Consider the following 14,867-nt stretch of genomic DNA (forward strand, 5'->3'; position numbering starts at 1 on the left):
GCGCTCGCTGCCGCAGCTCGCAGGCTTGGCGCTGCAACTCGTCGGCGCCGCCGCGTTCGCAGTCGCGCCGGATGCGCTCGAGGCGATCGAAGCCCACCTGCGGCGCGATGCGGAAATGCCGCAGGTGGCGCGGCTGCGTGCGCCGGGTGGGCCGCAGCGCGTCGAGCGGGCCTGCGAGGACCTCGTCGAGGCGCCGTGCGACGTCCGCGGCGTCCGGCTGCAGGCGGGGGTCGGCCGGCACGACCTCGAAACTGTCGAAGACACGGCCGTCCGGGCCGTCGAGCACGCGGGCCTGTGCGATCGCGAGGCCGAGCCGGTCGAGCGTGATCACGATCGCCGCGAACAGTCCGTCGCGGTCCGGCGAATGCACGAAGACTTCGAGCGCGCCCGCATCCGCCAGCGGCCGCACCGCGACGCAGCCGCCGCCCGCGTCCAGCCCCAGCAACGTGCGCGCCTGCCACGCCACCTGGTCGGGCCGCGCGCGCTGGAAGCCGACCGCCGGCATGCGGGCGAACACATGCGCGATCGACGCCTCGTCGATACCCGCATCACGCAGCACCGCCGCCGCCGAGGCAGCGGTCTCGGCGGCGCGCTCGTCGCCCACCAGCGGATGCTCGAGGCCCCGCCGAAGTGCGAGGCGCGTCGACGTGTAGAGGTCGGCGAGCAGCCGGTCCTTCCACGCGTTCCACAACTTGGGCGACGTGCCGGCGATGTCGGCGCACGTCAGCAGGTAGAGCAGTTCCAGCCGGTCGCGGTCGCCGACGCGCGTGGCGAAGCGATGAATGACTTCGGGGTCGGCGATGTCCTGCTTCTGGGCGGTCACCGACATCAGCAGGTGGTTCGCGACGAGCCACTCGACGATCCCCGCATCGCCGGCCGGAAGGCCGACCGTGATGCAGAAGGCACGTGCGTCGACCGCACCGAGTTCGGAATGATCGCCACCGCGGCCCTTCGCGATGTCGTGGAAGAGCGCGGCAAGCAGCAGCAATTCCGGTTTGCGCAGGCGCGGAATCACCTCGTGCGCGAGGGAGAAGCGTTCGTCGTCGCCGCGCTCGAACGCGGCGACGTTGGCGAGCACGGCGAGTGTGTGCTGGTCGACCGTGTAGACGTGGAACAGGTCGAACTGCATGCGTCCGGAGACGTTCGCGAACGCCGGGATCCAGCGCCCGAGAACGCCGAGCCGCGCCATCCGCGTGAGCGTCTGCACCGCCTGCGGGCCCCGCAGCAGCGCCATGAAGGCGTCCCGCTCGGCGGGTGTCGACGCGTCGAACGACGGCAGGCATTCGAGGAATTCCGCCAGCGCACGCGCCGTGTGCGAATGCAGGCCGCGGACCTCGCCGACGGCATCGCCTTCGGGGCGCGCCGCCCAGGCCGCGAACAGGGCGAAGACGTCGCCCGCGTCGCGCGGCCACGCCACGGACGCGGCCGCCAGGTAGCCTCGACGCAGTTCGAAACCATCCACCAGCGCGACCGACTCACCCTCGCCTTCGAGCTGTTCCTCGAACCGCTGCAGCAGGCGTTCGCCGATGCGTTGCACCAGGCTGGCCGCCCGGTAGAACGTCTGCATCATCTGCTCGACCGCGAGCGCGCCGGGGCGGTCGACATGGCCGAGGCGCGCGGCGAGCACCTTCTGGTAGTCGAAGCGCAGCCGCTCCTCGCGACGCGACGCCACGAGGTGAAGGCCGAAGCGCAGGCGCGCGAGCACGCCGTGCTGCCGCTCCAGCGTCGCATGCTCGTCGGCGCCGAGCTGCCCGAGCGTGATCAGCGATGCGAAGTCACCCGTGCGCAGCACGCGCAGGGCCATCCAGCGCAGCGTCTGCAGGTCGCGCAGGCCGCCCGGCCCTTCCTTCAGGTTGGGCTCGAGGTTGTCCGCGGTATCCCCGAAGCGCGCGTGACGGGCACGCAGTTCGCGGCGCTTGGCCTCGAAGAAGGCGGCCGGCGGCCACGCGCGCGATTCGTCGACCGCTGACTCCAGCCGCGCGAGTGCATCGGGCGTCGCCGACAGTCCGCGTGCCTCGAGCATGGCCGTCAGCACCGTGATGTCGTCGATCGACGCGGCCGTGCACTGCGTCGCCGATCGCACCGCATGGCCCGCGGGCAGCCCCGCATCCCACAGCAGTGCGACGAAGCGTGCGATCGCAGGCGCGAGCGCGGGCTGCGCGGCGTCGTCGAGCAGCACCAGCAGGTCGACGTCCGACTGCGGATAGAGTTCGGCGCGGCCGTAGCCGCCGACGGCGAGCAGCGCGGGCGTCCCATCGCCGTCGCCCGGCGTGCCGGAAACGGCACGCGACCACGCGGAGCGAACGACTTCGTCGACGCCTGCCGCCCGACGCGCCAGCAGCGGGCGGGCGTCGACCTCGGCACCGCCGGCGTCGAAGGCATCGGCCAATGCCGTGGACAGCGCGGCCAGGCGCGCCCGGGCGGCGGCGATCCAGGCGACGTCGTTAGCGTCGGCGGAAACGGGCCACGCGGCGGCGTCGGCCGCGGCGTCGCTCATAGGTCGTTGTCGTCGCCCGGGACGCGCGTGAGGATCTCGACGCCGTCGTCCGTCACCGCGACCGTGTGCTCCCACTGGGCGGAGAGCTTGCGGTCCTTGGTGACGACGGTCCAGCCGTCGGGCAGCACCTTCGTGTGGCGCGTGCCCTCGTTGATCATCGGCTCAATCGTGAAGGTCATGCCGGGCTTCAGCACGAGGCCGTCGCCGGCGCGCCCGTAGTGCAGCACCTGCGGGTCCTCGTGGTAGATGCGCCCGATGCCGTGGCCGCAGTACTCGCGCACGACACTGAAGCGCTCGCCCTCGGCGTACGCCTGGATCGCGGCGCCGATGTCGCCGAGCGTCGCCCCCGGCCTGACCGTGCGGATGCCGCGGAACATGGCCTCGCGCGTCACCTCCACCAGCCGCTTCGCCATCACCGATGGCGTGCCGACGAAGTACATGCGGCTGGTGTCGCCGTGCCAGCCGTCCTTGATCACGGTGACGTCGATGTTGACGATGTCGCCGTCCTTCAGGACCTTGCCGACGCTCGGAATGCCGTGGCAGATCACGTTGTTGACCGACGTGCAGACGGTTTTCGGGAAGCCCTTGTAGCCGACGTTGGCGGGGATCGCACCCTGCACCTTGACGATGTGGTCGTGGCAGATGCGATCGAGCTCTTCGGTGGTCACGCCCGGCTTGACGTACGGGGCGACGACCTGGAGCACCTCGGCGGCCAGGCGGCCGGCGACGCGCATCTTCTCGATGTCTTCGGGGGTCTTGAGGGAAATCGGCATCCGGCCATTGTACGTGCGGGGCCCGTCGGGCTCGACGCGACGGCGGCGGAACGCTGGGAACCACGGCGTCGAGGGACGCCGGCGCGCGCGCCGCATCGACGCCCGCGACGACGACCGGCAGCCGGGAACCGCCGCGAAGTGGCCCACAGGAACCGCCGGTTGCCCCAAGTGCCCGTCCCGCCTACAATTCCGGGGCTCCGCAGACCACCGCGGGCCGCCCACGCCGGGCGCAGGGCACCGCCAGCCGCGGTTCCCGGGCGAATACACACCTGTCGCCACCGTCGATGCCGGGGTGCCCCGAAAGGGGTTCGGACATCGGACGCGGCAGGGAGGCCCAACCCCGGAATCCTCGCCCGCCTCGCGCGGGTGGCCGCCCCTTTCCCGCGGCCGGGTTCCACTGCCTGGAGTCACTGCAATGCCCCAGATCACCATGCGCCAGATGCTGGAGGCCGGCGTCCATTTCGGCCACCAGACCCGCTACTGGAACCCCAAGATGGGCCCGTACATCTTCGGCGCCCGCGGCAAGATCCACATCATCAACCTCGAGAAGACGGTTCCGCTCTTCAACGACGCGATGAACTTCCTGTCGGGCGTGGCGCAGAAGCGCGGCGTCATCCTCTTCCTCGGCACCAAGCGCTCCGCGCGCGAGTCGATCAAGGAAGCGGCCGAGCTGTGCGGCATGCCGTACATGAACCAGCGTTGGCTGGGCGGCACGCTGACCAACTTCCGCACGGTCAAGCAGTCGGTGCAGCGCCTCAAGGAGCTGGAAGCCGCCGAGACCGACGGCACGTTCCAGAAGCTCGTCAAGCACGAAGTGCTGCAGCTGCGCCGCGAGCGCGAGAAGCTGTTGTCGTCGCTGGGCGGCATCAAGGAGATGAACCGCCTGCCCGACGCGATCTTCGTGATCGACATCGGCCATGAGGACATCGCGATCAAGGAAGCCAAGAAGCTCGGCATCCCGGTCGTTGCCGTCGTCGACACCAACTACGACCCGGAACTGGTCGACTACGCGATCCCGGGCAACGACGACGCCATCCGCGCCGTGCAGCTGTACGCCCGCGCCGCCGCCGAAGCCGTGCTGGAAGGCAAGGCCGCCGCGCCGCAGGCCGCGTCGGTCCGCGAGGAAGACTTCGCCGCCGCCGAAGGCGCCGAGGGTGGCGACAAGGACGACCGCAAGGGTCCGCGTCGCGCGCCCGCCAAGAAGGCTGCGCCGCGCAAGGCCGACGCGCCGGCTCCGGCCGCCGAGTAAGCGACACCGGACGGGGCAGCCGCATCGCGTGCTGCCCCGCTCCCCGTTTCCCGCGTGACCGCCGCCCGTCCGGGCACCGCGGCGCGCGACCCCGCATCGCGGGCTCCCCACACGAATCGAGGCTTACGTCCATGGCAGAGATCACTGCTTCCCTGGTGAAGGAACTGCGCGAGCGCACCGGCGCCGGCATGATGGAGTGCAAGAAGGCGCTCACCGAGAACAACGGCGACATCGAGGCGGCGGCCGACTGGCTGCGCAAGACCGGCCTCGCGAAGGCCGACAAGAAGGCGAGCCGCATCGCCGCCGAAGGCAAGATCGTCGCGGCGCAGGGCGACGGCGCGGCCGTGCTGGTCGAAGTGAACTCGGAGACGGACTTCGTCGCCAAGGACGCCAACTTCCTCGGCTTCGTCGAGACCGTCGGCCAGGCCGCGCTCGCCGCGTCGGACGTCGAGGCGCTGAAGGCGACCAAGCTCCCGTCGGGCGAGACGCTCGAAGAGACGCGCGCCGCGGTCATTTCCAAGGTCGGCGAGAACGTGCAGATCCGCCGTCTCGCGCGCATCGACAGCGCCAACACGCTCGCCGCCTATGTCCACGGCGGCCGCATCGGCGTGATCGTCGAGCTCAAGGGCGGTAACGCGGAGCTCGCGCGCGGCCTCGCCATGCACGTCGCCGCGATGAACCCGCCGTACATCTCGCCGGCCCACGTCCCGGCGGAGTTCAAGGCGAAGGAAACCGAGATCGCGCTCGCGCAGGTCAAGGACACCGGCAAGCCGCAGGAGATCCTCGAGAAGATGATCTCGGGCAAGGTCAACAAGACCATCAACGAGATGTGCCTCACCGGCCAGTCGTATGTCCTCAACACCGACCAGTCGGTCGAGCAGGCGCTGAAGGCCGCCGGCGCGGAAGTCGTCAACTTCGTGCGCCTCGCCGTCGGCGAAGGCATCGAAAAGCAGACGGACGACTTCGCCGCCGAAGTGATGAAGCAGGCCGGCCTGGCCTGATCCATCGCTCCAGGTTGCACGGAAAGGCCGCGAGCGATCGCGGCCTTTTCCGTTTCAGGCACCCTGCCCGACCGCCCGGATCAGCGGCGCGAGCTGCGTGGCGTACGGAGCCCACTTCGGGACGTCGCGTGCCTGGATGCCCTGCCGCACCTGCACCGCGCTGGCCGTGGCGACGCCTCGTCGCGCCTTGCCTGTATCGAGCATCGCGGACTGGAAATCGAAGCCGCAGAACGCACTGACCTCGCGGAGCACCGCCTCGGGCTCGCGCGTGAGCCGGCCGTAGTCCACATCGAGGATCCGGCCGGGCAGCACGCGGTGCCAGTGCGCCATGAGCCGACGGTACTGCTGCGTGAAATGCGCGAGCTCGCCGAGGTCGTAGGAATACGGATTGGCGTCCGAGAACAGTTCGCGCAGGTTGGAGAACCCGGTCTCCACCGGGTCGCGCACCATGTGCAGGATTTTCGCCTGCGGAAGCGCGCGGGCGATGAATCCCGCATTGAGGAAGTTCGACGGCAGCTTGTCGGTGAAGAAGCGGCCTGCGCCGAGGCGCCAGTCGATGCGTTCGAGGTAGCGCGCGCCCACCGCGGCGAAGTCGATGCCGGCAGCGCGCTCCACCACGGTGCCGTCGATCACGCCGCGACAGTGGTGGTCGGTGGCCCAGCGCATGGCGCTGGTGAAGTCGTAGAGTTCGCCGACCCCCTGCACGTCGGGGTGCGCGGCGAGCAGCTGTTCGAGCAGCGTCGTACCCGAGCGATGCATGCCGACGATGAAGACGGGCACTCGTGCTCCGGCGCTCCCGGCCGGAACCGGCAACGCCGTCGGCACGCTCGCGATCAAAGCCTCGACCAGGTGCTCCGTATCGGGCGCACGGTAATCGAGCGTTGCACGCTTGGCGCGGCAACCCAGTTCCAGCGCCTGCCACGCCTCCGCGTGGCGGCCGAGCCGGTCGAGTTCGGAATGCAGCGCGAACCCGAGCAGCGCGACGTCCTCGGCGGTTCGGTTCGTCCGATTGAGCGCATCGACCATCGCCTGCGCACGCTTCGCGTCGCCCGGCCCCCCGAGGTTCGCCCGCAGCCAGAACAGCTTGGGAAGCCCACCGACACGGCGCTCGCAGCGATCGAGGTCCGCGCGCGCTTCGTCGAAACGGCCGAGGTAGGTCAGCACCTGCGCACGCGACAGCAACGTCGGCGGATAGTCGGGATCGGCCCGGCGTGCCTCATCGAGGAAGACCAGCGCGCGGTCGGCCAGGTTGAGGTAGCTCAGCTGCGCGGCGAACGCGAGCAACACCGGAATTTCTACCTGCCGCAGGGGCGGCAGCCGGGCGACGCAATCGAGAAGCGCCCGGCCCTCGTTGAACGTCCGCAGCCGCGCGATCAACTCCTTGACCACCGCCGGCGCACGCGGACGAAGCGCGTCGGCGCGCGTCGCGCATTCGTTTGCCATCCGGTAGTGACCGGCGAGCGAATGCATGTAGGACAGCTGGAGCAGCACATCGGCATCGCCGGGGCTCTCCCCGTGCAGTTGCTCGAACGCGGCGATGGCGCCCATCCAGTCCCGGACCTCCGCGCGCGCTTCGGCCTGCCGCCGCAATTCACCGCGGTCGATGGTCGTCACGGTTCGATTCCATGCTCGACGAGGCGATCGTGCAGTGGCTCCAACGAGGACCGATAGCGCGTCCATGCGCCGACACCGCGCGCGTGGATCGGCTCGCGGACCTGTGAGCTGCTCGCCGTGGACACGGGCGTCGCGTTGCGCTCGATTCGCTCGCAGCCTTCCTCGTAATCGAGCCCGCAGAAACCGAGAATCCGTTCGGCTTCGCGCCGCGGGTCCGCGACCAGCGCCTCGTAGTGGACGCTCATGAATCGACCAGGCATCGCGCGTTCGAATGTCCCACGTGCGGACTCGAACCAGGCGTACTGGTCGGCCAGCGCGTCGAGGTCGTAGCTGTAGCCGTAGGCATCGCCTTCGAAGAGCTCCCGCAGGTTGGAGAAACAGGCATCCATCGGCGCGCGCCGCAGGCACAGGATGCGGGCTTCCGGCAGCGCGCGCGCGACGAGCGAGGCATACAGGAAATTCGCGGGGTTCTTGTCGACGACGATCCGCCCTCCGGCGGTGCGGGTCGCAATTGCGGCTCGATAGAGCCCGCCGACATCATCCGCGCCGCCCACGTCCGGAACCGCACGCGTGGTCGCGGGTGACGGAAGGAACGTATCCGAGACCTCGCACAGTGCGGCATGGAACGCGTTGAGTTCGCCGGCCGCATGCACCCGCGAATGGTTGCCGAGAATGCGTTCGAGCACCGTGGTGCCGCTCCGGGGCAGGCCCACGATGAATACGATGCGCGCCGTCGTCGTCGGCGGCGCCATGGGCGCCGGCTCCCGGATTCCAGTATGGCCGCGCCAGCGAACCGAACGTGCCTCCATGGCCTTCGCGCCCGCGCCACCGGCGAGCCACGTCCACGCGTCGTCGAAACGGCCCGCGGCTTCGTTCTCGCGATAGAGCGCGTACGCGAGGTCGGCCGCGGCCGGTGACCCGGGCGCCGTCGACGCATGGGCCGCCTCAAGCCTGGGGAGCCGGGCCAGCCCGAGCGGCGCGTGGTAGGCGAGTGACCAGTGGGCCGGCGCGAAGTGCGGATCGATGGCGACGGCGCGCTCGAACAGCACACTCGCTGCGTCGCCGTCCCCGAGGTTGCGCGCGGCCAGCCCGTCGACGTATTCGAGGCGAGCATCCGGCGCGAGACGCGTGCGGACACGGGAACAGACGTCGCGCACCGACGCGTGGTCGCCCACCACGTCGAGATGCTGCGCCAGCACCGGTGCCTGCCGAAGTACGTCGGGCGAGTTCCAGTCGGCTTCGAGGATCAGGCGGCGAGCCCGGGCGAGTTCATCGAACCGCAGCAGCGACAGCGTCAGCATCGAGAGACGCGACCCCCATCCGGTCGCGCTCGCGGCATCCGCCGCCGAAACTGCGGCCGCGTGCGCGGCGCGATACCGCCCACGCGCCGTTTCGAGCTCGGCGAGCACGCGCCAGGCGTCCACGCCGTCCCGGCCGGACCCCACGAGCGCCAGGCACGCGACCCGCGCGGCCTCGACATTGCCGGCCGCCCGATAGTCGTGGATGCGTCGCCACTGGCGCTCGAGGTTCATGCGCGTCTCTCCCGCACGCATCCTATCGCTAAAAAAAATGCGGCCGCCTCGCGGCGGCCGCAAAGACTCACGGGTCGAGAGATCAGAAGTCGTACTGGACCATGAAGCGGACCGCACGCGGTGCCTGGAAGGACGTCGGCAGACGGTAGGTGCGGAGCACCTGGCCGCTCGAGGCGTCCTGCTGGACCTCGCTCATGCTCGTCACCTTCTGGTGGTTGAAGACGTTGAACACGTCCACCTTGAACTGCAGACCCTTCACGAACGCCGGACGGTAGGCGAAGTTCAGGTCGAGGCTATTGGTCCACGGCAGGCGACCCTGCGTGCCACGCGGTGCGCGCACCACGGTCGCGTCGTCGGTGCCGCCGATCGCCGGATCCGGATTCGTCGCACAGCGCATGAACGACGAGCCGTACGGATGCGGCGTGAAGTTCGTGATGACCGCACCGGTAACCGGATTCGTCGTCGGCAGCGCCGGGTTGAGGTCGAGCGTGCCGAAACAGTTGACCGGACGGCCGGACTGCACCAGCAGGTTCGCGCCCATCGACCACTCGTCGTTGAACTCGTAGTTGCCGAAGACCTTGAGGCTGTGGCGGCGATCGTTCGGCAGGAAGCCGTAGGTGTCGACCGTCAGTTCCTTGTAGTCGAAGTCCTGCGTGACGCTCGTGTCGGCCTGGCCGATGTCGGACTTCACGCCGCCTTCGGTGTTGCCCTTGCTCTGCGCCCAGGTGTAGGACGCCTGGATGAAGAGCTTGTCGTAGGTGATGTCGCTGAAGAGCTCCAGGGCCTTGTACGTGCGGCGGGCCTTCGGGCTCAGACGGTCGCCCGGAATGGTCGTCGTCTCGAGGTTGCCGTCATCGAAGAAGTCGGTGAGGACGGTCGCATCCTGGCCGGGGTTGAACATGCGGCAGTACGGGAAGCCCGCGTTCGGCAGCACGGCCTCGCGGCCGCCGCGCACCCACGCACCGTTCGTGTCCTGCGTGAAGCCGGCCGACTCGAGCACCGCGGTGTAGTCGCAGTTGTCGTCGATCGCGGTCTTCAGATCGCGATAGATGCCGCGCGCACCGATGTTGATGTGCGAGTTCATCGCCTTCTGGAAGCCCAGGATGTACTCGTCCTGGTACATCGGCTTGAGGTTGTTGGTCGCGATGGTCGCCGGGTTCTTCGCGTCGCCGAACTCGCCGTTGACGAAGATGCGCGACGTACGCGGGGTCAGGCCGATCGGCGCGCCCGTCACCGGGTCGACACCGGTGAAGAAGAACGTCTGCTGGGTGAACAGCGAGGCGCTGGCGCCACGGACGGCGACGCTCGGGGTGAGCGGCAGCGCATAGCGGCCGGCGTTGCCGTAGACCTTGAACGACGAGTCGCCATTCACGTCCCACGAGAAGCCGAGGCGCGGGCCGAACTGGTTCTTGATGTCGACGTACTTGTCGCCATCGCCGTTGAGGTTCTCGAACGTATCCCAGCGACCACCGAGGTAGGCGATGAAGTTGTCCGTGATGTTCCAGTTGTCCTGCACGTAGAACGCGCGCTGCTTGACCTCGACGGTCGCGCCCTGGTTGATCACGCGCTCGCGGACGATGTCCCGCCCGCCGCTGGTCGAATAGCGCCACTGGCGACCGCCTTCGAGCGAGGTACCGGCAATGGACGTGTAGTCGTCCACGTCGATGCCGAAGCGCAGCTGGTGGCTGCCGAGCGTCCAGTCGGCATCGATGCGGAACTGGTCGCGCTCGTCCTTCGAGTCTTCGCGATCGATCGCACCGCCGCTGATGTTGCAGGAGCTGGCGTAGACGCCGGTGATCGCCTGGCGCGCGGCCGAGCGCGCGTCGACGACGACGGGGCAACCCGTGGCCGGGTTGTTCAGATCGCCGCCGTAGCGGACGTCGACACCGGCCGCCGTACGCAGGCGCTGGCTGCGGGAGAACTCACCGTGGCCGTAGAGCGCCGACAGCGTGAAATTGTCCGACAGGTAGCCCGTGTAGCGCAGCACGTAATTGTCGCCGCCCTGCTCGGAGAAGTCGGTACCGACGAGTGCACCGCGCTCGAGCGCGCCCAGCGCATTCTCGTAGACGCGCGTCGTGAAGTCGCGCTTGTCGGAGAACGCCGTGAACTCGAGCAGGTTGGAGTCGTTGAGGTTCCAGTCGAGCTTGAGGAGGTAGGACGGCGCCTTCGTCTTCGCCCCGGTGTTCGTCCTCGACAGCACGCTGCCGAACGTATCCGATTCCGTCTGGCCGTACTGCACGAGGCCGTAGGCGAAAAGCTTGTCCTGGATCAGCGCGCCGCTCGCCCAGACCGACGCGGTGTAGCTGGAGGTCTCGTCCTGCGAATTGTTCTCGCGCAGACCGCCGTCGCGGTAGTAGACGTCGCGGCGATGCGCGCGCAGCCCCTCGGGGTTCATGAAGATGTTGCCACCGGCGTGGAACTCGTTCGTGCCGCGCTTCGTGATCTGGTTGACGACGCCGCCCAGCGAGCGGCCGAACTCGGCGCCGTAGCCGCCGGTCTTGATCTGCTGCTCGGCGATCGCCTCGAACGGCACCTGAGAGAAGTTCAGGCTGCGGAACGAGTTGGTGATGTTGAAGCCGTTGACGTAGTACTGGTTCTCGGCGACGGACGCACCGCCGAACGAGGCCAGGTTGCCGAAGGCCGCATCGCCGCGGACGGTGCCGGGGGCGAGCAGCGCGACGCTGGTCGTGTCGCGCGGCACCGGAATCTTCGCGATCTGCTGGGCGGTGAGGATCGTCACCGACTCCGTCGACGAGACGTCGATCGGGTTCACGGCCCGCGCACCGACGACGCTCACGCGGTCGAGCTGCTGGGAGCCGCCCGTATCGACGCCGGAGTTCGCGCCGACGAGGTTGATCGACGTGCCGACGCCCGCGTTGACGACGACGTCGCGCGACGTGGTGCCGCCATCGGCACCCTTCACGGTCACGCGATAGTTGCCGGGCTGCAGCGCGGTGACGCGGAAGGCGCCATCCGAGCTGACGGTGATTTCGCGGCGGAAGCCGGTCTCGGGGTTCTCGATCACCACGGTGGAGCCGGCCGCGGCCTGGCCGAAGACGTTGCCGCCCGCGTTCTGCGCCATGACGGGCGACGCGAAGCACATGCCGAGGGCGACGGTGAGCGCGCTTCGGCGGAGGGCACGGCGCATCTGCTGGTTTCTCTTCACGTAGGTCTCCGTAAGTGGGGGACGCACCCGTCGCCGGGCGAACGTCACGACCCTGTCGCCCGGCCACCCGTCGGGTCAACCGTTAACGGAGCGTTTAGCTAAAAACGTGATTTCCGTCACGAATAAACGGGACCGTTACCAATGGCAGGGTGGAACTTTTTGTGCACTGCGGCACAAACCGCCCTTGCCGCCCGGATCGGCAGTTGCAGGGCCGACCGCGTAGAATTCGCGACCGCTCCGTCGCCACCGAGTCCACCGAATGTCCGACCTCGCCTACCGTCGAATCCTCCTCAAGCTGTCGGGCGAGGCGCTGATGGGCGAGGAGGATTACGGCATCGACCCCAAGGTGATCAGCCGGCTGGCGCACGAGGTGATCGAGGCCCAGCAGGCCGGCGCGGAAGTGGCGCTGGTGATCGGCGGCGGCAACATCTTCCGCGGCGCGGGCCTGGCGGCCTCCGGCATGGACCGGGTGACCGGCGACCACATGGGCATGCTGGCCACGATCATCAACGCGCTCGCGATGCAGGACGCGTTGGAGAAGCTCGGCACCCGCTGCCGGGTGATGAGCGCGCTGAAGATCAACCAGGTCTGCGAGGACTACATCCGGCGCCGGGCCGTCCGCCACCTCGAGAAGGGCCGGATCGTGATCTGCGCGGCGGGCACCGGCAATCCGTTCTTCACCACCGACTCGGGTGCCGCGCTCCGGGCCATCGAGATCGGCGCCGACCTGCTGCTCAAGGCGACGAAGGTCGACGGCGTTTACGACAAGGACCCGAAGAAGCACGCCGATGCGGTGCGTTTCGACAGCCTGTCCTACGACGACGTGCTCGGTCGCGACCTGCAGGTCATGGACACCGCCGCGTTCGCGCTGTGCCGGGACGCCTCGCTGCCGATCCGGGTCTTCGACATGAGCCAGCCCGGCCAGCTGCTGCGCATCCTGCGCGGCGAGCCGATCGGCACCCTCGTCCGCGCCGCCTGACCGGATGGGCGGGCATCACGCGCACCACGGGGCGACACCCCACCCCACGCGCGCGTTCGCGATCGCCACGCTGCTCAACCTCGCCTACACGGCGGTCGAGGGCTGGTACGGCTTTTCGACGAACTCGCTCGCGCTCCTGTCGGACGCCCTGCACAACCTGGGCGACGTGGCCGGCCTGGCGCTGGCCTGGGCCGCGGCGAGCCTCGCCCGTCGCGCTCCGACCGACCGGCACACGTACGGCTGGCGGCGCGCGACCCTGCTGTCGCCGCTCGGCAACGCGCTCCTGCTCGTCGGATTCGCCGGTGCGCTGGTCTGGGAAGCGATCCAGCGCTTCAGCGCGCCGCCGCAGGTCCCCGCGCTGCCGGTGATGGTGGTCGCCGCGATCGGCGTGGTGGTGAACCTGCTCGCGGCCGCGCTCATGCATGCCGGGCACGCCCACGATCTCAATCGCCGCGCCGCGTTCCTGCACCTGATGGCGGACGCCGGCGTCTCGGTCGCCGCGGTCGCCGCGGGGCTCGGGATGTGGAGGCTCGGCTGGTCGTGGCTCGATCCGGCGACCGCGGTGCTGGTCAGCCTGGTCGTCGCGATCAGTGCCTTCGGCCTGCTGCGGGAGAGCTTCAATGCCGCGATGGACGCCGTGCCGCGCGGCCTCGACCGTCGCGAGGTCGAGGCCTTCCTCGCGGGCCAGGACGGCGTCACCGCGGTCCATCACGTGCACATCTGGCCGCTCGGCGCAGGCGAGATCGCGATGACCGCCCACCTCGTACGCCCCGGCCGCGACGACCACGACGGTTTCCTGGACCGCGTGAGCCATGCGCTCGACCACCGCTTCGGCATCAACCATCCGACGCTGCAGGTCGAGCACGGCGACCTGTGCGACCACGACGTGCATGATCGCGCGCCACACCACTGAGCGGCCGCAGGCGGCGGCTGCCCTATAATCCGCGGCCGACCGCAGAATCGAGACGGAGCCCGCGATGCTCAACGAGATCAAGACCGACACCAAGGCGCGCATGGCCAAGAGCGTCGAGGCGTTCCGCCACGACCTCGTCAAGATCCGCACGGGACGCGCGACGACCTCGATCGTCGACCACATCCAGGTCAACTACTACGGCTCGCAGGTCCCGCTCTCGCAGGTCGCGAGCGTGGCCGTCAGCGACGCCCGCTCGCTGACCATCACGCCGTGGGAGAAGCCCATGGTGAGCGCCGTCGAAAAGGCGATCCTGGCCTCGGACCTCGGCCTGACGCCGAACACCGCCGGCATGGTGATCCGACTGAACCTGCCGCCGCTCACCGAGGAACGCCGCAAGGACCTCGCGAAGGTGGTGCATTCCGGCGGCGAGGACGCGAAGGTGGCGATCCGCAACATCCGCCGCGACGCGAACCACCAGGTGAAGGAACTCCTCAAGGAGAAGAAGGTCACCGAGGACGAAGCGACGCGCGCCGAAGGCGACATCCAGAAGCTCACCGACGAGGCGATCAAGAACGTCGACGAGGTGGTGCGCGCGAAGGAACAGGAGCTCATGGCGGTCTGACCGCCGTGACCGACGCCACGGGACGCGCCGGCGCGGTCCCCCGCACCGCCCGCCCGACGACCCTTCCGTGACCGCGAACGACTCCGCCCGCATCCCGCGCCACATCGCCGTCATCATGGACGGCAACGGCCGCTGGGCGCAGAAGCGCCGCCGGCCCCGGCTGATCGGCCACCGCGCCGGGGCACGCGCCGTCAACCTGTGCATCGACTTCTGCCTCGAGCGCGGCGTGCGGGCGTTGACGCTGTTCGCCTTCTCCAGCGAGAACTGGGATCGCCCGCAGGACGAAGTCGGCGGCCTCATGAAGCTGTTCACCGGCGCCCTGGAGCGCGAGGTGGACGAGCTCGACCGCCGCGGCGCCCGCGTGCGTTTCATCGGCGACCGCAGCCGCTTCACCGACTCGATCCGGGCGCGCATGGCGCAGGCCGAGGCGCGGACCGCCCGCAACGAACGCCTCGACCTGGTGATCGCCGTGAGCTACGGCGGCCGCTGGGACATCGCGCAGGCGGCGCGTGCGCTCGCCG

At 69.3% G+C, this 14,867-nt stretch carries 11 protein-coding genes; 6 read left to right on the top strand and 5 right to left on the bottom strand.

Going from position 1 to position 14,867, the window contains the following annotated elements:
- Window positions 1-2,497: [protein-PII] uridylyltransferase (glnD, locus tag ACY35P_RS12805; protein ID WP_462116224.1), on the bottom strand; the 2,497-nt coding region annotated here is incomplete at its 3' end.
- On the bottom strand, window positions 2,494-3,270 hold the full coding sequence (gene map, locus ACY35P_RS12810; protein WP_462116225.1) for a type I methionyl aminopeptidase: 777 nt from the start codon (window positions 3,268-3,270) through the stop codon (window positions 2,494-2,496). The genes glnD and map, both read right to left, overlap by 4 nt.
- A gap of 415 nt (window positions 3,271-3,685) precedes the next feature.
- Here map and rpsB point away from each other — a divergent pair, with 415 nt between their 5' ends.
- Window positions 3,686-4,519, top strand: coding sequence for a 30S ribosomal protein S2 (gene rpsB / locus ACY35P_RS12815; protein ID WP_462116226.1), 834 nt, complete (start codon window positions 3,686-3,688; stop codon window positions 4,517-4,519).
- A 131-nt stretch (window positions 4,520-4,650) separates the two neighbouring features.
- Window positions 4,651-5,520, top strand: a complete 870-nt coding sequence (gene tsf, locus ACY35P_RS12820; RefSeq protein ID WP_462116227.1) for a translation elongation factor Ts — start codon at window positions 4,651-4,653, stop codon at window positions 5,518-5,520.
- Between the two features lie 54 nt (window positions 5,521-5,574).
- Here the strand turns inward: tsf and ACY35P_RS12825 are convergent, their stop codons facing one another.
- From ACY35P_RS12825 to ACY35P_RS12835, 3 genes are all read right to left on the bottom strand, one after another.
- Window positions 5,575-7,134, bottom strand: a complete 1,560-nt coding sequence (locus tag ACY35P_RS12825; protein ID WP_462116228.1) for a tetratricopeptide repeat-containing sulfotransferase family protein — start codon at window positions 7,132-7,134, stop codon at window positions 5,575-5,577.
- The gene (locus ACY35P_RS12830; RefSeq protein WP_462116229.1) at window positions 7,131-8,666 is read right to left on the bottom strand and encodes a tetratricopeptide repeat-containing sulfotransferase family protein; all 1,536 of its coding nucleotides are present in this window, start codon (window positions 8,664-8,666) and stop codon (window positions 7,131-7,133) included. The genes ACY35P_RS12825 and ACY35P_RS12830 overlap by 4 nt, the downstream gene beginning before the upstream one ends.
- 82 nt (window positions 8,667-8,748) lie before the next feature.
- Entirely contained in the window at window positions 8,749-11,832 is a 3,084-nt protein-coding gene (locus ACY35P_RS12835) for a TonB-dependent receptor (RefSeq protein WP_462116230.1), read from the bottom strand.
- 259 nt (window positions 11,833-12,091) lie between these two features.
- Between ACY35P_RS12835 and pyrH the strand changes: the two genes are divergently transcribed.
- From pyrH to uppS, 4 genes are all read left to right on the top strand, one after another.
- Window positions 12,092-12,811 (top strand): UMP kinase, encoded by a 720-nt coding sequence (pyrH, locus tag ACY35P_RS12840; RefSeq protein WP_462116231.1) that lies wholly within the window; start codon window positions 12,092-12,094, stop codon window positions 12,809-12,811.
- 4 nt (window positions 12,812-12,815) lie between these two features.
- The gene (locus tag ACY35P_RS12845; RefSeq protein ID WP_462116232.1) at window positions 12,816-13,724 is read left to right on the top strand and encodes a cation diffusion facilitator family transporter; all 909 of its coding nucleotides are present in this window, start codon (window positions 12,816-12,818) and stop codon (window positions 13,722-13,724) included.
- Window positions 13,725-13,788: 64 nt separating this feature from the next.
- Window positions 13,789-14,346, top strand: coding sequence for a ribosome recycling factor (gene frr / locus ACY35P_RS12850; protein WP_462116233.1), 558 nt, complete (start codon window positions 13,789-13,791; stop codon window positions 14,344-14,346).
- 115 nt (window positions 14,347-14,461) lie between these two features.
- A partial coding sequence (gene uppS, locus ACY35P_RS12855) for a polyprenyl diphosphate synthase (RefSeq protein ID WP_462116234.1) occupies window positions 14,462-14,867 on the top strand: 406 nt, incomplete at its 3' end.

The organism is Lysobacter xanthus (assembly GCF_047159895.1).